The organism is Streptomyces sp. NPDC089915 (assembly GCF_040684675.1).
Taxonomy (GTDB): Bacteria; Actinomycetota; Actinomycetes; order Streptomycetales; family Streptomycetaceae; genus Streptomyces.
Map to the genome: position 1 here is coordinate 1 of NZ_JBFBGN010000136.1, position 17,538 is coordinate 17,538.

Here is a 17,538-nt window from a genome sequence, read left to right on the forward strand (position 1 = left end):
CCCCGGTCCGGGGCGGACGGTGAGCACGGGCGGCCCGTACCGGGGTCCGGCCCCGCCGCGGCGGCCGCCGCCCGCGCCCTCGCCGAGGCCGGGCACGGCCACCTCGGCGGACACCTGGAACTCCGCGCCTACGGACCGGCGCCCCGCCCGCAGGACGCCGCCGACGCGGCCCGCCGGGCGGTGCGGCGGGCCCTCGCCGCCTGACCGGCCCCGCCCCAGACCTCCCTCCAGCTCCTCCCAGAGAACGGGTACTCCACCCATGACCACCACCGCCACCACCGGCACCGACACTCCCGGCTCCGCCGCACCGCAGCGGCCGCCGGTCCCCTGGGGCCGCGTCGTCTCCCTCGTCAGCGGGCAGGCCGCCGTCCAGCTCGGCAGCTTCGCCCTGCTCATCGCGATGAACTGGACCGCCGTCGAGATCGGCGGCACCCGCGCCGTCACCCTGCTCATGCTCGCCGCGACCGTCCCCCGGGCCCTGATGCTGATCTTCGGCGGGGCCTTCGCCGACACGCTCGGGCCCCGGTTCGTGCTGCTGCGCACCACCAGTGCCCGCGTGGCGGTCCTCGCGGCGGGCGCCGTCGTCGTCGCCGGCACCCACACCCTGTGGCCGCTGGTGGTGATCGCCCTCGTCGAAGGGGTGCTGCTGGGCCTGGCCGGACCCGCCTCGGGCGTCCTGCTGCCGATGTTCGCCCGCGGGGACCAGCTCGCCCGCGCCAACTCCCTCTACTCGATGGTCCTGCGGGTCGCCCCCATCCTCGGCGCGCCCGCCGGAGCCTTCCTGATCACCGTCGGCGAACTGTGGGTGGCCCTGGCCGTCGCGGCCCTCACCGGCGCCGTCTGGCTCGGCTGCCTCCTCCACGTCACCCACGGCTTCACCCGGCCCGAGCCGGAGCCCGGCGTCTCCCTGGTCAAGCGCTCCGGCGACGGCTTCCGGCTGCTCGCCCGCCACCCCCGGCTGCGCTGGATGTTCCTCGCCTCCCTCTGCCTGGACCTCGCCTTCTCCTGGCCCGCCGAGGTCGCCCTGCCCCTGCTGGTCTCCGAGCGGGGCTGGGGCGTCGGCGCGGTCGGCGTGGTCCTCGCCGCCTTCAGCATCGGGGCCCTCGGCTCCAGCGCCCTCGGCGCCGCCCTCGCGCACCGCATCCCCATGTACGTCCGCCTCGTCGTCACCGGCGCCGGACTGGCCGCGGGCATCCTCGTCATGGCCCTCATGCCCTCCGTGGTCTCCCTGACCGCCGTCGCCGCCGCCGTGGGCCTGCTCTCCGGCCTCAACGGGCCCGCCATCGTGACCCTCTACCAGCAGTCCGCGCCCGAGGAGCGGATGGGCGCGGCGATGTCCACCCTGTCCCTCGCCGGCATCGGCACCGCCCCCCTCTCCATCGCCGTCTTCAGCTCCCTCTCCCTGTGGCTCGGCGTCCAGACCACCTGGCTGGTCTGCGGGGCCATCGCCTTCGTCTCCCCGGTCGCCGCCGTCCTCGCCCTGCGCCACCCGGCCCGCGCCGAGGAGCCCGCGCCCACCCCCGCCGCCGCCGACCTGCCCGTGCCCGCCGCCGTCTGAAGGGAAGCCCCGATGACCGTCCTGACCGTCCCCCGGCTGCTGCTCCCGCGGCGGCTGACCGACCCCGGACCCGACCCGGGCCCCGGCGACCGGGGAGGCACCGCCGGGAGCGGGACCAGCGGCATCACGGTGACCGCCCGGCCCGCCCCGGGACCCGAGGTGTGGCTGGTGGAGACCACCGAGTACCGCGACCACGCCCACCGCCGGGCCCCCGCCACCCTGGACGCCCAGGAGCTCGCCCGGGCCGCCGAGTTCGTCCGCGACTCGGACCGCGACTCCTACGTCTGCGCCCACGTGGCCCTGCGCCGCCTCCTCGGCGCCTACCTGGGCCTGTCCCCCCGCGAGGTCACCGTGGAACGCGCCCCCTGCGCCCACTGCGACGAACCCCACGGACGGCCCGTGCTGCCGGGCGGCACCCTCCACTTCTCCCTCTCCCACGGGGCGGGCCTGAGCCTGCTGGCCTTCGCGACCGCCCCGGTCGGCGTGGACGTGGAGGAACTGGTCCCGGCCGCCACCATCGCGGAGACCGCCTCGGTCCTGCACCCCCGGGAGGCCGCCGAACTCGCCCTGCTGCCCGCCGCGGACCGCCCCCTGGCCTTCACCCGGGTCTGGACCCGCAAGGAGGCCTACCTCAAGGGCCTGGGGGTCGGCCTCTCCGCCGACCCGGCCGCCGACTACGTCGGCTCCGGCCCGCTCCCCGCGGCCGTCCCCGGCTGGTCCCTCCTCGACGTCTCCGTACCCGAGGGCCACTGCGCCGCCGTAGCGCTCCGCACCCCCTGACACCCGGCCCCCCGCCCCCGCCCACCAGGGCGCGGGACGGGGGGCGGGTGCGTCGGGGATGCCCCAAGGCGACCGGCGTCCGGCCCTCCGGGCTCAAGTCGGCGGCGCGTCCTCCTCGCCGTCGCCGTCACCGTCGCCCGCGAGGGGCATGAAGCCGATGCACTCCACGTCGATCTGGTCGGCCAGCTCCACCAGGGCGTTGGCCAGGCCGAGGGTCGTGCCCGGGTCGAGATACGTCTCGCCGTCGTACACCGAGTGCAGCCAGCCGCCCGCGAGGCGGCGCAGCAGGGCGGTGACCTCGTCCGCGGGGATCAGCAGCCCGCCGTCCGCCACCGAGACCAGGGGTACGTACGCGTTCACGGCGCCTCCTCCACGTGCCTTCAGTCTTCGGGCCCGGCCGCGGCGATCGCGGCGAGGGCGGATCCCGGGTCCTGCTCCACCACGAGGTCGCCGAGGCTGACGAGGCCGACGAGCTCGCCGTCCCCGGTCACCACCGGCAGGCGGCGCAGGGCCTTGCGGCGCATGAGGGCGATGGCCTCGTCCACGCCGTCGTCGGGCCGGACGGTGAGCGGGTCGGTGGTGCAGACGGCGTCCACGGTCGTCCCGGCGGGGTCCCGGCCGTCGGCCATGGCGCGGACGACGAGGTCCCGGTCGGTCAGGATGCCGCGCAGCCTGCCCCGGTCGACGACGAGCACGTCCCCGATGTCGGCGTCGCGCATCACCCGTGCCGCCTCGGCGAGCGAGGTCGGCCGCTCGACGGCCACCGGGTTCCCGGTCATCACCTCGTGCACACGACGGGTCATCGCTCCTCCCAGGTCCGGATCCCTCGGAGCCCGCCGCCGGATCCCACGCCGGCCACGGCTCCCACCGGGCGGCTACCCGCCCCGGGGCCGGGCAATCACCGCGGTCCGGGACGGGCCCGGAATCCGGGGCGGACCCGGGCCGGGGCGGGCCCGGAAGCCGAGGCGGCGCGGGCCGGGGCGGGCCCGGGAGCCGAGGCCGCGCGGCGCGGGCCGGGGCGGGGCGGCTCAGGCGGTGGGGGCGGGGGCCGGGAGGACCGTGGCCAGGCGGCGTAGGGCCGAGCGGCGCTGGACCAGGGCCAGGCCCGCCACCCCCGCGCCGAGCGCCAGCCAGCCGGCCGGTCCCGCGACCATGACGGCGCCGGTCAGCAGCAGCGGGCCGACGGCCTTCTGGGTGGACGGGGAGATGCCGGCCACTCCCAGGTACGAGGCCCGCGCCTCCCCCGGCGCCAGCGAGACGGCCAGCTCCCAGGAGCAGACCGAGCGCACCAGCTCGGCGGCGGTGACCAGGACCGCCGCGCCGAGCAGGGTGGCGGTCGCGGTCCAGGGGCCGTGGGCGGGGGTCAGCGCGAGCAGCGCGCAGGCGGCGAGCAGGAAGAGCCCGTACCAGGCGACGGCGCCGGCCGCCTGGTACGGGGTGCGGACCCGGGCCGACACGGTGAGCTGGAGGACCACGACGAGCACGGTGTTGACGGCGAGGAACGCCGGGACGACGGCGTGCGGCGCGTCGGTGTGGTGGACGAGCCACAGCGGCAGGCCGACGTTGAGCAGCGAGTCGTCCAGGTTGAGGGGCATGTCCAGCAGGACGAAGCGGAGGTAGCCCCGGTCCCGCCAGGGGCTCCGGCGGCCGGACGGGGCGGCCTCGGAGGGGCTCCCGCCGGACGGGACGGCGTCGCCCTTCGGCCGGGCGGGGCCGACCAGGCGTCCGTGGCCGTGCGGTTCGCGGGTGCGCCACACCAGGACGGAGGCGACCAGGAAGGACAGGGCGTTGCCGAGGATGAGCACCTCGTACGCGCCCCGGGTGCCGACGGCGAGGCCGATGGCGGCGAGACCGGCGCCGACGGCGTACCCGGCGTTGGCGGCGCTGCGCGACAGGGCCTGGTAGGTGGCGCGGCGGTCGCCCGCCACCCGGGTGGCGAAGAGCATCTCCAGGGTTTTGGCGGCCCGGTCGCCGAGCTGGGTGAGGGCCACGATCGGCAGGAGCAGCTCGAAGCGGGTGACGACGAGCATCGCGCAGAGGGCGGCGAGCCGCAGCAGGTGGCAGGCGATCAGGAGGGGGCGTACGGGGAACCGGTCGGCCAGGTGGCCGGCGAGCGGGGAGCCCGCGATGCCGGCGATCGCGCCGACGCCGAGCATCAGGCCGAGGCGGGTGGCGTCGAGGCCGACGACGAAGGTGAAGAAGAGGACGGAGGCGGCGGCCCAGACGCCGGTTCCGGTGCGGTCGAGGAGCTGGGCGAACAGCATGATCCGCGCGTCCCGCCCACCGGGCGGCCGCCGCAACTGCGCGATCAGCCCACCCGGTCCCCCGCCCGGCCCCCCGCCCGGGGCGGGGCCGGTCGCCGTGGCGGCGCCCGCGCCCGCACCCGGGCCCCGGCTCGGGGCCCCGCTCGGGGCCCCGCCGGGGCCGGTTTCGTCGCCGTTCCGCTCTGTCGTGCCGCGCCGCCCCATGCCGGGCCTCCGCCTTCCCCCGTCCGAAAGTATCTCGATGTCGAGATACCAGGCCGTAGCCTGCCCTCCCAACTATCTCGACGTCAAGATATTTCGGACGGGGGACCATCCGGGCTCTAGCCCGCCAGGAGCGTCGCGGCCACCCCCGCCGGGACCGGGGCGAGCCCCGCCGGGCGGGTGGTGAAGGTGCCCCGGCCCTGGGTGCGGCCGCGCAGGCGGGACGCGTAGCCGAACAGTTCGGCCAGCGGCACCGTCGCCGTCACCACCGCCGTCCCGGCCCGGGTGGCCGAGCCGGTGACCCGGCCGCGCCGGGCGGCGAGGTCGCCGAGGACCGCGCCGACCGCCTCGTCCGGGACGGTCACCGTGACCTCCGCGACCGGCTCCAGGAGCTCCAGCGTGCTGGCCCGCAGGGCCTCGCGCAGCGCGAACCGGCCGGCCGCGCGGAAGGCGAACTCCGAGGAGTCCTTGGAGTGGGTCGCCCCGTCCGTCAGGACGACCCGCAGCCCCGTCACCGGATGCCCGCCGAGGGGACCCTCGGCGAGGGCGTCCCGGCAGCCCGCCTCCACGGCCCGGGCGTACTCCTGCGGAACCCGGCCGCCGACCACCGTCGAACGGAACGCGAAGCCCGGCTCGCCCAGCGGCTCGACGTCGATCACCACATGGGCGAACTGGCCCGCCCCGCCCTCCTGTTTGACGTGCCGGTAGACCAGTCCGGAGACCCCGGCGACCACGGTCTCCCGGTAGGAGACCCGCGGCCGGCCCACGACGACCTCCACGCCCTGGTCCCGGCGGATCTTCTCCACCGCGACCTCCAGATGGAGCTCGCCCAGACCCGACAGCACGGTCTGCCCGGTCTCCGCGTCGGTCCGGACCACCAGCGAGGGGTCCTCCTCGGCGATCCGGGCCAGCGCGGCGGAGAGCCGGCCGGTGTCGGTGCTGCGGCCCGCCTCGACCGCCACCGACACCACCGGATCGGCCACCGTGGGCGGTTCGAGCAGCAGCGGGGCGCCGGGCGCGCACAGGGTGCTGCCCGCCCGGGCCGTCTTGGGCCCGATCACCGCGACGATGTCACCCGCCACCGCCTCCTCCCGTTCCTCGTGCCGGTCCGCCTGCACCCGCAGGATCCGCCCGATCCGTTCCGTCCTGCCCGTACCGGGGTCCAGTACGGTGTCGCCCTTGCGCAGGGTGCCCGCGTAGAGGCGTACGTACGTCAGCCGTCCGGTCGCCGTCGCCGTCACCTTGAAGGCGAGGGCGGCCAGCGGCTCCGCCGGGTCGGCGGGGCGGCCCTGCACCGCCGGCATGTCGGCCGGCGACGGCAGGTACGCCACGACGGCGTCCAGCAGCGGTTCGATCCCGCGGTTGCGGTAGGCCGAGCCGCACAGCACCACGACGCCGTCCCCGGCGAGGGTCAGCTCGCGCAGGGCGCGGGCCAGTGTCGCCGCGGTGAGGGAGCCCGCCGCGCAGAACTCCTCCAGGGCGTCCGCGTGGAGTTCGGCCACCGTCTCCTCCAGCAGCCGGCGCCGCCGCCGCGCCTCCTCCAGCAGCTCTTCGGGGACGGGTGCCGTCTCGTGGGATTCGGCGCCCGCGCCCCACAGCAGGGCGCGCATCCGCAGCAGGTCGACGACGCCGGTGAAGGCGTCCTCGCGGCCGACGGGCAGCTGGACGACCAGGGGGACGGCGCCGAGCCGGTCCCGGATCGAGGCCACCGCCGCGTCGAGGTCGGCGCCGGCCCGGTCCAGCTTGTTGACGAACGCGATGCGCGGCACGCCGTGCCGGTCCGCCTGCCGCCACACCGATTCGCTCTGCGGCTCGACCCCGGCGACGGCGTCGAACACGGCGACGGCCCCGTCGAGCACGCGCAGCGAGCGCTCGACCTCGTCGGCGAAGTCGACGTGGCCGGGGGTGTCGATCAGGTTGATCCGGTGCCCGTCCCAGGCGCAGCTGACGGCCGCCGCGAAGATGGTGATGCCGCGGGCGCGCTCCTGGGCGTCGAAGTCGGTGACGGTCGTCCCGTCGTGGACCTCGCCCCGCTTGTGGATGGTGCCGGTCGCGAACAGGATCCGCTCGGTGACGGTGGTCTTGCCCGCGTCGACGTGGGCGAGGATGCCGAGGTTGCGGACGGCGGTGAGGGGGTGGGCGGTGGTGTGGGTACGGGTGCGCATGGCCCGGGTCCTTTCGGATGCCGTGGTGCGGAGGAAGGGGGCGGCGCGATTCCCGTGTGCGTGCGCACGTCCGCGGCACCGGTCCTGACACAGGGTCATGAGCGGTCGCGGGAGGCCCGGTTCGGGGCCGTAGTGGATACGTCACACGGGGGACGGTGACAGCCGCGCAGCTGTTACCGCGCGGTGCGAGACACCGGGATCACGTCGTACCGGGCCGGGGGAACGAGGGCGGCGGCGGTGTGCGTACGCATGGCCCGGTTCCCCTTCTCTTCGTCCGACGGCATGAGGCGCGCGGGCCGTTTCGGCGGCGCGCACGGCGAGTGTAGGCAGTGCGCGCCGGCCGGGGCACCGTATTTTCCGCGGCCCCCGGTTCGCCGGCCGCCCCGCCTCAGACCAGGAGGCGCTCGCGCAGCCGGGCGGCGGTGGCCGGGGTGATGCCGACGGCGTCGGCGAGGTAGCCGGACGGGGAGCCGTAACGGGTCGTCAGATCGGCGAGGACCAGGGCCATGACGTCGGCCGGGGCGCGGCCGTACGAGGGCCAGAGCAGGGTGCGGCCGGGGTGGGCGGCGTGCCAGTCGGCGGTGAGGCGGGCGGTGGCGAGCTCGGTGAGGGCGAAGTCGGCCAGGATCTGAACTCCTGTGTCGGGTGCGGCGGTTGTGCCACCAGGATGCCTCATCCCACGCCGGAGCCGATGTCCCACAGGCGGGTGTCCGTGCGGCTCGCCGACCAGTGCCCGGGCAGGGAGAGCCGCACCCGCGCGAGCGCCCCGCCGGGACCCGCCCGGCGGGGCGCTCGCGGCCGTCCGGCCCGGGTCAGCCCCTGGGCAGGACCGTGGAGAGGACCGAGGGGAGCGGGTACCAGTCCGCCGAGGTGATCGAGGCGTGGCGGGAGGCCATCAGGGCCACCCGGTCGCGGGCCTGGGCCTCCGTGGGGTGGACGCCGTCGATCGCCGGGGCCACGTTCTGGGCGTCCGTGGCGATCAGCAGGTAGTGGTTGCGGTCGTACCAGGAGGTGTCGATCGAGCCCGGGGCGTAGGCGCTCGCGTCACCGTCGAAGACGACGAACCAGGGGCGCAGGGCCGGGTCCGCGTAGCGGGTGCGGGGGTCGCCCGCCTCGGCGCGGTGCACCGCCGGGAAGGCGGCGGCCGTGGCGAGGTGGCCGCGCAGGTGCTCGGCGTACTCGCGGTCCGTCCAGAGCTTGTCCGCGGCGTTGCCCTCCTCGACCGTGCCGGGGATCAGCTCCACCAGGAACCGGCCCGCCATCCCCGAGCGGGTGGGCCAGGCGCCGGCGCGGGCCGCCGTGTCGAGGTCGGGGTGGCCCGCGGCGAGCTGTCCCGGGGTGTAGAGGGCGTCGCCGAGCTTCGAGGTGAGGAGGGCGTCGAGGGCGGCGGGGCCGCGGCCCAGGTTCGCGGCGAAGCCGTCCTTCATCTCCAGCTTGAGGACGACGGGGCGGTGGCCGGGGTGGGCGTCGTGCCAGCTGCGGATGTCGGAGAGGCAGCCCGCGAGGTTCTGGTCGCGGGACTTCGTGCGCAGCTGGGCGGCGGTGGCGGCGTTCTCGCAGTTGCTGTCGTTGCCGAAGGGGTTGTCGTGGGAGACCCGCCACGAGCTGCCGAAGAAGTTGGTCCAGACGTCCAGCTCCAGCATCGCCGCCCCGGAGTCCAGGGCGTCCGCGAGGTAGGGGTACTTGGCCTTCTCGTAGGCGTTGTGGACCCCCACGCCGGTGGAGGCGGCGTACGGGAGGTCGCCGGTAGCCGCCGAGGCGGGGGTGGCGGACACGGCGAGGGCCGCGAGGGCGGCGGTCAGTAGGGCGGCTGCTGCGCGCAGGCGGGTGCGGATGGGCATGGGTGTGCGGCTCCCCTGGTTACCGGTTGGTAAGGCGCCTGGAGCGTAGGTGAGTTGGATGAAGAGCGGAAGGACTCGGGATGACCGTCCGGGAGCGGGGTGTGAGGAGGGGCACATTCCGGCCGGGAACCCCGGGGTGCGGCCGGCCGTTCCGGGGGGTTGACGGGTGATCCTCGGCGGCGGGAGTGGCGCGATGACGGGCAGGGCCGTACGGGTCTGCGTGCTGGCCGGGGTGTGCTGCGCCCTGGTGGCCGCCGGGGTGGCCTTCGGCCTGGGGCGGATGGGGACCGTCGTCCGCGGGGACGCGGAGACGGGGCGGTACGTGCAGGACGCCGCGCTCGCCGACGAGGCCGCCGCCGCGGCCCTGAAGAAGCTGACCGAGGGCGGCCCGGAGGCCGCCCCGCCGGTGCGGGGCTTCGCGGAGGGTGACTGGAAGCCGTCCGAACCGCTGGAGGCCGCCGACGTGCCGGCCGAACCGGCCGTCGGGGCGCTGTTCTCGCCCGGGCTGGACTGGGACGACGACCACCACTGCTCGGGGAGCGTGGTGCACTCCGCCGGCGGGGACCTGGTCGTCACCGCGGCCCACTGCGTGTACGCGGGCGGGTTCCGCGGCAACCTGGCCTTCGTGCCCGGCTACGAGGAGGGGAAGGCGCCCTACGGGGTGTGGGTGCCCACCCGGATCGACGTCGACCCCCGGTGGGTGCGCGACTCCGACCCCGACGTCGACGTGGCCTTCATACGGGTGCGCCGGGCCGGGCACCCCGGACAGCGGCTGGAGGACGTCACGGGGGCCAACCCGGTCCGCTTCGGCCAGCAGCTGCCGGTGCCGGCGCGGCTGGTGGGGTACCCGAACGACACCGAACGGCCGCTGGGCTGCTCCAACACGGCCGTCGCCGACGGGCCGGCGCAGCTGCGGTTCGACTGCGCGGACGTGCCGAACGGAACCAGCGGCGGCCCCGTGCTGACCTCGGCGAACAGCCTGATCGGGGTCATCGGCGGGCGCGACGGGGGCGGCGACGAGACCACCTCGTACAGCAGCTACTTCGGCGACGACGTGCGGGCCCTGTACGAGCGGGCCGTGCGCGGGTAGCCCGGGCCCGCGCACGGTCCGCGCGGGCGGCGGGCCCTCGGTCCACGGGTGGCGGAGGTCCGCGCCGGTGGCGATCTGCCAGGCGAAGGACGCCTGCGCCGCCGCGCGCCGCTGGAGGGCCCGGCACTCGGCGGGGACCCGGTCCGGCCGGCAGGCCCGCCAGGGCCTCGTCCAGGGCCTGCGCCGTGGCGGCGGCCACCGTCATGCCGTGCCCGTACACCGGGTTGAAGCGGCAGGCCGCGTCCCCGAAGACGAGGAGCCCGTCGGGCCGGCGCTCCAGCCGCTGGGTGGTTGTCCGGAGTGTCGTCCATCTTCCGAGTGTGGGGCGGCGGTCGGGGGCGGGGCAGGTTCCGTCCGGGGCGGACGGGGGCGCGGCGGGGGCGGACGGGGGCGGACACCCGCGCGGCGGCCGGGGCGGGGCCTCCGGGGCGGCGGCCGGGGCGGGCCCCGGGGCGGTGTCGTTCCTGGTCACCCTGGCACCGGGGCCGGGGCCGCGCCCCAGTAAGCTGCGGGTCCGTCCCGCGCATCCGCCCTCTCCCGTTCCCGAGGTACCGCCGTGAGCTCCGCAGCACCCCCCATAGCCGTGGCGGTCGTCGGCCTCGGGGCCGACGGCTGGGCCGGGCTCACCGCCGCCGCCCGGGAGGCGCTGGCCGGCGCCGAGGTGCTCATCGGCGGGCCCCGGCAGCTGGACCTGCTGCCGGCCGGCGAGTGCGCCGGGCTGCGGATCGCGTGGCCGAGCCCGCTGCGCCCGGCCGTGCCGAAGCTGATGGCCGAGCACGCCGGGCGCCGGATCGCCGTCCTGGCCAGCGGGGACCCGATGTTCTACGGGATCGGCCGCGCCCTCGGCGAGGAGCTGGGGCCCGACGCGCTCCACGTCCACCCGCACCCCTCCTCCGTCTCCTACGCCTGCGCCCGCCTGGGCTGGCCGGTGGAGGACACCGAGGTGCTGACCGCGGTCGGCCGCCCGGTGGCCCGGGTGGCGGCCGCGCTGCACGAGGGGCGGCGGCTGCTGGTGCTGAGCGCCGGGGCGGCGACCCCGGCCGCGATCGCCGCCCTGCTGCGGGAGCGGGGCTTCGGCCCGAGCCGGATGCGGGTCCTCGAACAGCTCGGCTCCGAGCGCGAGGACGCGTACGAGGGCACCGCGGCCGACTGGCACCGCGAGCCCGGCGACCCCCTCAACGTCGTCGCCGTGGAGTGCCGGCGGGATCCTGACGCCGCGGTCCCCCGGCTCGGCGCCACCCCCGGCCTGCCCGACGCCGCGTACGAGCACGACGGGCAGCTCACCAAGCGCCACGTCCGCGCCGCCACCCTCTGCGCCCTGGCCCCCGCCCCCGGCGAACTGCTGTGGGACATCGGCGGCGGCTCCGGCTCGATCGGCATCGAGTGGATGCGCACGCACCCCTCCTGCCGCGCCGTGGCCGTCGAGCGGGTCCCCGAACGGGCCGCGCGCATCACCCGCAACGCGGACGCACTCGGCGTGCCGGGGCTGCGCGTGGTCGTCGGCGCCGCCCCGGCGGCGCTGGACGGACTGCCCGTGCCCGACGCGGTGTTCATCGGCGGCGGGCTCACCGCCCCGGGCCTGCTCGACGCCGCGTGGGCGGCGCTGGCGCCCGGCGGCCGGCTGGTCGTCAACACCGTGACGCTGGAGTCGGAGGCGGTCCTCGCCGGGCAGCACCGGCGCCTCGGCGGCGAGCTGGTGAAGCTGGCCGTCTCGCACGCCGTCCCGGTGGGCGGTTTCACGGGCTGGCGGCAGGCGATGCCCGTCACGCAGTGGTCCGTGACCAAGCCCGCGGGGACGCCGCGAGCGCCGCGCCCCGCCGAGACCCCCTGACGCGGACCCCGTGACCAAGCCGAAGACACCAGGAGACTGACATGACCGTGTACTTCATCGGCGCGGGCCCCGGCGCCGCCGACCTCATCACCGTACGCGGCGCCCGCACCCTCGCCGCCGCCCCCGTCTGCCTCTACGCCGGCAGCCTGGTCCCGCGCGAGCTGCTCGACGAGTGCCCCGAGGGGGCCCGGCTGGTCGACACCTCGCGGCTGAACCTCGACGAGATCATCGCCGAGTGCGTCCGGGCCCACGAGGCGGGCCTGGACGTGGCGCGGCTGCACTCCGGCGACCCCTCCATCTTCAGCGCCGTCGCCGAGCAGATGCGCCGGCTCGACGCGCACGGCATCCCGTACGAGGTGGTCCCGGGCGTCCCCGCGTTCGCGGCGGCGGCCGCCGCGCTCAAGCGGGAGCTGACCGTCCCGACCGTCGGCCAGACCGTCATCCTGACCCGGATCGCCCAGCAGGCCACCCCGATGCCGCCCGGCGAGGACCTGGCCACGCTCGGCCGCAGCGGCGCCCTGCTGGTGCTGCACCTGGCCACCCGCTACGTGGACCGGGTCGTGGACGAGCTGCTGCCGCACTACGGGGCCCAGTGCCCGGTGGCCGTGGTGGCGATGGCCAGCCGCCCCGACGAGCTGATCCTGCGCGGGACGCTCGCCGACATCGCCGCCCAGGTCAAGGAGGCGGGCCTGGTGCGCACCGCCGTCATCGTGGTGGGCCGCACGCTCGGCGCCGAGCAGTTCCGCGACAGCCACCTCTACTCCCCCGAGCGCGACCGGCATGTCTGCTGAACCGCCCGCCGTACGGGAGCCCGCCCGGCACGTCCTGGTCCTGGGCGGGACCACCGAGGCCCGCCGGCTGGCGGAGGCGCTGGCCGCGGACCCCGCGTACGCGTCCGCGTACCGGGTGACGAACTCCCTCGCGGGCCGGGTCGGCGCGCCCGTGCTGCCGCCGGGCGAGACCCGGATCGGGGGCTTCGGCGGGGCCGAGGGCCTGGCCCGGTGGATCACCGCGCACGGCGTCACGCACGTCGTCGACGCCACGCACCCCTTCGCGGAGCGGATGAGCTTCCACGCGGCCGAGGCGGAGGCGCTGACGGGCGTACCGACGCTGGCGCTGCGCCGGCCCGGCTGGAGTCCGGGCCCGGGCGACGCCTGGACCTTCGCGGACGACCTCGCGGGGGCGGCCGCCCTGCTGCCCTCGCTGGGCCGGCGGGCCTTCCTGACCACCGGCCGGACGGGCCTGCACCTGTTCGCCCACCTCGCCGACACCTGGTTCCTGGTGCGTTCGGTGGACCCGCCGCAGGGGCCGGTGCCGCCGCGCATGGAGCCGCTGCTGGCGCGCGGGCCCTTCGGCCTGGAGCAGGAGCGGGAGTTGCTGGCCCGGCACCGCGTCGACGTGCTCGTCACCAAGGACAGCGGCGGAGACGCGACCGCGCCCAAGCTGGCGGCGGCCCGCGAGGCCGGGATCCCGGTCCTGGTCGTGCGCCGTCCGCCGGTGCCGCCGGGCGTGGCGCGCGCGGAGTCGGTGGACGCGGCGCTGCGGTGGCTCGGCGACGGGGGCCGCACCCTCTAGTGTGAAGGGATGCGGATACGTCACGCCCTCGTCCTGGTCCTCGCCGCCACGTCGGCGCTCGTCACCGCATGCGGCGGGAGCCCGGCGCCCGAGCCCAAGGGCTGGGAGCCCGACGACGCGCTCCAGCGGGCCGACGAGAGCCTGGGCAAGGACCTCACGGCCGGCGCCCGCGTGACGGCGCGGGGGACGGGGTTCCTGAAGGCCGGCATGGAGAAGTCCCTGGAGACCGGCGGGGAGCGCCCGTACCGCTTCGACATCGCCTGTGACAGCGAGGAGAGTTCCCGGGTGACGCTGGTGCTGTCCCGCGAGGGCGGCGCCACGGACCGGACGTTCGACGTGTCGTGCACGGCCGGGGAGGTCACCCGGCTGAACCTGCCGGCGGGTTCGGCGCTCAACGCGCACATCGACCCCGCCCCGCAGGACGACTCCCCGCCGGCCGGGGTCGTTTCGTGGCAGCTGCTCACCCTCGACCCGGCGAAGGTGCAGGGCTGCCCGGACGCCCTCGCGGGCTGCCCGGGCTGAGCGCCGGACGCGGCCCGGCCCCGGTTCCCCGGGACGGGCCGCGTCCTCGGCTCAGCTCACCGGCCCGGTCACGGGTAGCGGCGCGGGGTCCACGTCACGCGCGTCCCGTCGGGGCGCTCGGTGACCCGCGTCTGCGAGGACCCGATCAGCAGGATGGTCCGCATGTCCACCTCGGACGGCTCCAGTTCGCCCAGCGTGACGATCCGCACCGTCTGCCCGGGCCCGCCGACGTCCCGCGCCACGACCACCGGGGTCTGCGCCGGGCGCAGCTCCAGCAGCAGTTCGCGGGCCTGGGCCACCTGCCAGGTCCGGCTGCGCGAGCCCGGGTTGTAGAGGGCGAGCACCAGGTCGGCGGCGGCGGCCGCGCGCAGCCGTTCCGCGATGACCTCCCACGGCTTGAGCCGGTCGGAGAGGGAGATGGTGGCGTAGTCGTGGCCCAGCGGGGCCCCGGCCGCGGCGGCCGCCGCGTTGGCCGCCGTCACCCCCGGCAGCACCCGTACGGGCACGTCCGCGTAGGGGGCCTGGCCGGCCACCTCCAGGACGGCGGTGGCCATGGCGAAGACCCCGGGGTCGCCGCCGGAGACCACGACGACCCGCTTGCCGCGGCGGGCGAGGTCGAGGGCGAACTCGGCGCGCTCGGACTCCACCTTGTTGTCGGAGCCGTGCCGCACCTGGCCGGGCTTGACCGGCACCCGGTCGAGGTAGGTGGTGTAGCCGACGAGCACCTCGGCGTCGGCCAGCGCCCGCTTCGTCTCCGGGGTCAGCCACAGCGGCCCGGCCGGGCCGGTGCCGACGACGGCGACCTCGCCGGGCCCGGACGGCACGCTGCCCGGGTTGCCGATCCGGCTGGGGACGACGGCGACGGCGAAGTACGGGACGCTGTCGGGGTCGGTGTCGGCCAGGACGCCGGTCCGCTCGCCCTCCATGGTGGCGCGTTCGACGTAACGGGCCTCGGCGAGGCGGCCGCTGCCCTCCATGGCCCGCCGGACGGCGGGGAAGGTGCGGCCGAGCTTCATGACGACGGCCGAGTCGGTGGCGGCGAGGCGGGCGGTGAGCTCCTCCTCGGGCAGGGTGCCGGGCAGGATCGTCAGCACCTCCTCGCCCTCCACGAGCGGGGTGCCGAGCCGGGCGGCGGCGGCGCTGACGGAGGTGACGCCGGGGATGACCTCGGCCTCGTACCGGTCGGCGAGCCGCTTGTGCATGTGCATGTACGAGCCGTAGAAGAGCGGGTCGCCCTCCGCGAGCACGGCGACGGTCCGGCCGGCGTCGAGGTGCGCGGCCAGGCGGGCGGCGGAGGCCTCGTAGAACTCCTCCATCGCGCCCTGGTAGCCGCCGGGGTGGTCGGTGGTCTCGGTGGTGACCGGGTAGACCAGCGGCTCCTCGACGTGGTCGGCGCGCAGGTGCTTCGCGGCGATCGAGCGGGCGATGGAACGCCCGTGGCGGGCGCTGTGGTAGGCGACCACGTCGGCCTCGGCGATCGCCTCGACGGCCCGCAGGGTCATCAGCGACGGGTCGCCGGGCCCCAGCCCGACCCCGTACAGCCGGCCCATGACGCTGTTCCGGTCCGCGCCGCTCATTCTTCCTCGCTCGCGATCGCGTTGATCGCGGCGGCCGCGATGGCGCTGCCGCCGCGCCGGCCCCGCACGATCAGGTGGTCGAGGCCCGAGGGGTGGGCGGCCAGCGCGTCCTTGGACTCGGCGGCGCCGATGAAGCCCACGGGGACGCCGATGACGGCGGCGGGGCGCGGGGCGCCCTCCTCGATCATCTCCAGCAGCCGGAACAGCGCGGTCGGGGCGTTGCCGACGGCGATCACGGAGTTCTCCAGGAGGCCCCGGTCGCGCCAGAGTTCGAGGGCGGCGGCGCTGCGCGTGGTGCCCGTCTTCGCGGCGAGGGCGGGGACGGCCGGGTCGGAGAGGGTGCAGACGACCTCGTTGCCGGCGGGCAGCCGCTTGCGGGTGACGCCGCTGGCGACCATCTGCACGTCGCAGAGGATCGGCGCGCCGGCGTGCAGCGCGGCGCGGGCCTTCAGGACGACCTCGGGGGTGTAGCCGAGGTCCTGGGGGAGGTCGGTCATGCCACAGGCGTGAATCATGCGCACCGCGACCTGGGCGACCGAGGCGGGCAGCCCGGAGAGGTCCGCCTCGGCGCGGATCGTGGCAAAGGACTGGCGGTAGATCGCGGCGCCGTCCTTCTCGTACTCGAACACGGTGTACTCGCTCATTTCTTCACTGCGACGGGGGTGGTGGGGTGGTACGCGTAAGGGGGCGCCGCGCGGCCGTGAGGGCGGCGGCGAGGTCGGCGTGCGGGACGGGACGGGCGTCGAGTGCGTAGCCTTCGGGGGTGGCGACCAGGTCCACCCAGGCGGTGCCGCGCGGGTGCCCGCACCGGCGGGCGCAGCCCGACCAGTGCACGGGAAGACCTCCGGCGGACTCCGCCACGACGGCACGCGCGTCGGCGCGTACGTCCGCGAGGGATTTGGCGCAACCGGGCCTGCCCGTACAGGCGGTGACGGACAGCCAGGGGCTGCCGGGGCGGACGGCCAGGCCGGCCGCTTCGAGGCTCTCGCAGGCTCCGGCCCGCGCGCGCGGCAGGATGACGCTCCGCCAGGGCGTGACGCGCAGCTCGCCGTCCGCGCCGCCGGCGGCCTCGGCCAGGGCCCGCCACTGGGCGGAGTCCAGGCGTCCGAGCGGGGGCAGTACGCAGAGTCCGGCGCCGTACTCGCCCCAGGGCCGGGGCGGTTCGGCGTAGGGCCACGCCACGTCGGGCACGCGACCGGCGCCGATCCCCGCTTCCCCGAGCCGCAGCGCGAACTCCCCCGCATCCAGGGCGTGTTCGGCGGCCAGTTCGTCGACCCGCCAGGCGTGGTTCCCGGCGGCGCCGGCGGCGTCGAGGAAGTGTTCGGCGGCCAGCAGCGCGGCCCGGGGCGCGTCGGCGGCGTCGACCTCGACGGCGTCGGCGGCCGCGCCGAGCCGCACGAGCGCGCGGCCCCCCTTGGCGAGCACGGTGACGTCGGGGTCGAGGGCGGCCACGTCCCCGCGCCCGTCGTCGAGGGCGAACAGGAAGCGCCCGGACAGGGCCGCCGCCCGGGTGCTCGCGCACAGCAGCCGGTCGAGCTGCCGGACCCAGTCCACGACGAGGGACCCGCCCAGGGGGGTGGCCACGATGTTGCGCACCCGCTCGTGGCTCGGCGCGGGCAGCAGCCCGGCACCGTCCAGCAGCTCCGCGAGCCCGCCGCCGCAGCCGTCGGCGAGGCCGCGCAGCTGGACGTTGCCGCGCGAGGTGAGTTCCAGGTGCCCGTCCCCGAACCGGTCGGCGGCGAGCCCGAGCGCGACGGCCTGCCGGCCGGTGAGCAGCCCGCCGGGGATCCGCACGCGCGCCAGGTACCCGTCGTCGGCGGAGTGCAGCCGCAGCGCGCCGGGGCAGGCGTCACCGCGGTCGCGTATGACGGGTTCGTCCCGCGATGCGGCGGAAGTCGGCTGGGGCGGCATGGCCGCGAGCATACCCACGTTTCCCCACCCCCGACCTGTGTCCGTCGCCACCCCGACCAGCAACATCCAGCCCCACGGGCGTTCGAGGCGCCCCATCCAGCCCCGCCCGCGTTCGAGGCGCCCCGGCCCCCCCCCCCCCCCCCCCCCCCCCCGGGGGGGGGGGGGGGGGGGGGGGCGGGGGCCCCCCCCCCCCCCCCCCCGGCCGCTTCCGCTCCTAAGCTCG

16 protein-coding genes and 1 pseudogene are annotated in these 17,538 nt (G+C 76.7%); 8 read left to right on the plus strand and 9 right to left on the minus strand.

Going from position 1 to position 17,538, the window contains the following annotated elements; translation table 11 throughout:
- The 3 genes and pseudogenes from AB0O29_RS28835 to AB0O29_RS28845 form a co-directional block, all read left to right on the plus strand.
- Nucleotides 1-204, plus strand: a pseudogene (locus tag AB0O29_RS28835) (hypothetical protein); the annotation flags it as partial.
- A 55-nt stretch (nt 205-259) separates the two neighbouring features.
- The gene (locus tag AB0O29_RS28840; RefSeq protein WP_365157067.1) at nt 260-1,558 is read left to right on the plus strand and encodes an MFS transporter; all 1,299 of its coding nucleotides are present in this window, start codon (nt 260-262) and stop codon (nt 1,556-1,558) included.
- Between the two features lie 12 nt (nt 1,559-1,570).
- Nucleotides 1,571-2,338, plus strand: coding sequence for a 4'-phosphopantetheinyl transferase superfamily protein (locus AB0O29_RS28845; RefSeq protein WP_365157070.1), 768 nt, complete (start codon nt 1,571-1,573; stop codon nt 2,336-2,338).
- 93 nt (nt 2,339-2,431) lie between these two features.
- On the opposite strand, the gene AB0O29_RS28850 is transcribed toward AB0O29_RS28845, so the two are convergent.
- The 6 genes from AB0O29_RS28850 to AB0O29_RS28875 all read right to left on the minus strand — a co-directional run bounded on the left by AB0O29_RS28850 (nt 2,432) and on the right by AB0O29_RS28875 (nt 8,809).
- Nucleotides 2,432-2,698 carry a DUF6213 family protein gene (locus tag AB0O29_RS28850; RefSeq protein WP_365157073.1) on the minus strand — a complete coding sequence of 89 codons (267 nt, stop codon included), beginning with the start codon at nt 2,696-2,698 and terminating at the stop codon, nt 2,432-2,434.
- Between the two features lie 20 nt (nt 2,699-2,718).
- Nucleotides 2,719-3,141, minus strand: a complete 423-nt coding sequence (locus tag AB0O29_RS28855) for a CBS domain-containing protein (RefSeq protein ID WP_365157076.1) — start codon at nt 3,139-3,141, stop codon at nt 2,719-2,721.
- 225 nt (nt 3,142-3,366) lie between these two features.
- A complete protein-coding gene (locus AB0O29_RS28860) occupies nt 3,367-4,650 on the minus strand; it encodes an MFS transporter (protein WP_365157109.1) in 1,284 nt (427 codons plus the stop codon).
- Between the two features lie 272 nt (nt 4,651-4,922).
- Nucleotides 4,923-6,968, minus strand: a complete 2,046-nt coding sequence (fusA, locus tag AB0O29_RS28865; protein ID WP_365157079.1) for an elongation factor G — start codon at nt 6,966-6,968, stop codon at nt 4,923-4,925.
- 388 nt (nt 6,969-7,356) lie between these two features.
- Nucleotides 7,357-7,644, minus strand: a complete 288-nt coding sequence (locus AB0O29_RS28870; protein ID WP_365157082.1) for a tyrosine-protein phosphatase — start codon at nt 7,642-7,644, stop codon at nt 7,357-7,359.
- Nucleotides 7,645-7,780: 136 nt separating this feature from the next.
- Nucleotides 7,781-8,809, minus strand: a complete 1,029-nt coding sequence (locus AB0O29_RS28875; RefSeq protein WP_365157085.1) for a phosphatidylinositol-specific phospholipase C domain-containing protein — start codon at nt 8,807-8,809, stop codon at nt 7,781-7,783.
- A gap of 193 nt (nt 8,810-9,002) precedes the next feature.
- On the opposite strand from AB0O29_RS28875, the gene AB0O29_RS28880 reads away from it, so the two are divergent.
- The 5 genes from AB0O29_RS28880 (at nt 9,003) to AB0O29_RS28900 (ending at nt 13,827) form a co-directional block, all read left to right on the plus strand.
- A complete protein-coding gene (locus AB0O29_RS28880) occupies nt 9,003-9,899 on the plus strand; it encodes a trypsin-like peptidase domain-containing protein (protein ID WP_365157088.1) in 897 nt (298 codons plus the stop codon).
- Nucleotides 9,900-10,482: 583 nt separating this feature from the next.
- Nucleotides 10,483-11,730 (plus strand): precorrin-6y C5,15-methyltransferase (decarboxylating) subunit CbiE, encoded by a 1,248-nt coding sequence (gene cbiE / locus AB0O29_RS28885; protein ID WP_365157112.1) that lies wholly within the window; start codon nt 10,483-10,485, stop codon nt 11,728-11,730.
- A gap of 41 nt (nt 11,731-11,771) precedes the next feature.
- The gene (cobM, locus tag AB0O29_RS28890; RefSeq protein ID WP_365157091.1) at nt 11,772-12,521 is read left to right on the plus strand and encodes a precorrin-4 C(11)-methyltransferase; all 750 of its coding nucleotides are present in this window, start codon (nt 11,772-11,774) and stop codon (nt 12,519-12,521) included.
- Complete coding sequence (locus tag AB0O29_RS28895) at nt 12,511-13,305, plus strand: cobalt-precorrin-6A reductase (protein WP_365157094.1); 795 nt, start codon at nt 12,511-12,513, stop codon at nt 13,303-13,305. The genes cobM and AB0O29_RS28895 overlap by 11 nt, the downstream gene beginning before the upstream one ends.
- Before the next feature lie 9 nt (nt 13,306-13,314).
- Nucleotides 13,315-13,827: a hypothetical protein gene (locus AB0O29_RS28900; protein ID WP_365157097.1), complete on the plus strand. Its 513-nt coding sequence runs from the start codon at nt 13,315-13,317 to the stop codon at nt 13,825-13,827.
- Nucleotides 13,828-13,895: 68 nt separating this feature from the next.
- On the opposite strand, the gene AB0O29_RS28905 is transcribed toward AB0O29_RS28900, so the two are convergent.
- Genes AB0O29_RS28905 through AB0O29_RS28915 form a run of 3 tightly spaced genes read right to left on the minus strand, consistent with a single transcriptional unit; the run spans nt 13,896 to nt 17,315 of the window.
- Complete coding sequence (locus AB0O29_RS28905) at nt 13,896-15,404, minus strand: precorrin-2 C(20)-methyltransferase (RefSeq protein ID WP_365157100.1); 1,509 nt, start codon at nt 15,402-15,404, stop codon at nt 13,896-13,898.
- Entirely contained in the window at nt 15,401-16,048 is a 648-nt protein-coding gene (locus AB0O29_RS28910) for a precorrin-8X methylmutase (RefSeq protein WP_365157103.1), read from the minus strand. Before AB0O29_RS28910 ends, AB0O29_RS28905 begins: the two co-directional genes overlap by 4 nt.
- A 4-nt stretch (nt 16,049-16,052) precedes the next feature.
- Entirely contained in the window at nt 16,053-17,315 is a 1,263-nt protein-coding gene (locus AB0O29_RS28915) for a cobalamin biosynthesis protein CobG (protein WP_365157106.1), read from the minus strand.
- Between the last annotated feature and the right edge of the window lie 223 nt (nt 17,316-17,538).

Bases quoted from the DNA above. Each gene is read 5' to 3' on its own strand.
- AB0O29_RS28880 (WP_365157088.1), top strand. From the start codon at position 9,003: ATGACGGGCAGGGCCGTACGGGTCTGCGTGCTGGCCGGGGTGTGCTGC.
- AB0O29_RS28840 (WP_365157067.1), top strand. From the start codon at position 260: ATGACCACCACCGCCACCACCGGCACCGACACTCCCGGCTCCGCCGCA.
- AB0O29_RS28900 (WP_365157097.1), top strand. From the start codon at position 13,315: ATGCGGATACGTCACGCCCTCGTCCTGGTCCTCGCCGCCACGTCGGCG.
- AB0O29_RS28845 (WP_365157070.1), top strand. From the start codon at position 1,571: ATGACCGTCCTGACCGTCCCCCGGCTGCTGCTCCCGCGGCGGCTGACC.
- cobM (WP_365157091.1), top strand. From the start codon at position 11,772: ATGACCGTGTACTTCATCGGCGCGGGCCCCGGCGCCGCCGACCTCATC.
- AB0O29_RS28875 (WP_365157085.1), bottom strand. From the start codon at position 8,809: ATGCCCATCCGCACCCGCCTGCGCGCAGCAGCCGCCCTACTGACCGCC.
- AB0O29_RS28895 (WP_365157094.1), top strand. From the start codon at position 12,511: ATGTCTGCTGAACCGCCCGCCGTACGGGAGCCCGCCCGGCACGTCCTG.
- AB0O29_RS28855 (WP_365157076.1), bottom strand. From the start codon at position 3,141: ATGACCCGTCGTGTGCACGAGGTGATGACCGGGAACCCGGTGGCCGTC.
- AB0O29_RS28910 (WP_365157103.1), bottom strand. From the start codon at position 16,048: ATGAGCGAGTACACCGTGTTCGAGTACGAGAAGGACGGCGCCGCGATC.
- AB0O29_RS28870 (WP_365157082.1), bottom strand. From the start codon at position 7,644: ATGAGGCATCCTGGTGGCACAACCGCCGCACCCGACACAGGAGTTCAG.
- AB0O29_RS28905 (WP_365157100.1), bottom strand. From the start codon at position 15,404: ATGAGCGGCGCGGACCGGAACAGCGTCATGGGCCGGCTGTACGGGGTC.
- AB0O29_RS28915 (WP_365157106.1), bottom strand. From the start codon at position 17,315: ATGCCGCCCCAGCCGACTTCCGCCGCATCGCGGGACGAACCCGTCATA.
- fusA (WP_365157079.1), bottom strand. From the start codon at position 6,968: ATGCGCACCCGTACCCACACCACCGCCCACCCCCTCACCGCCGTCCGC.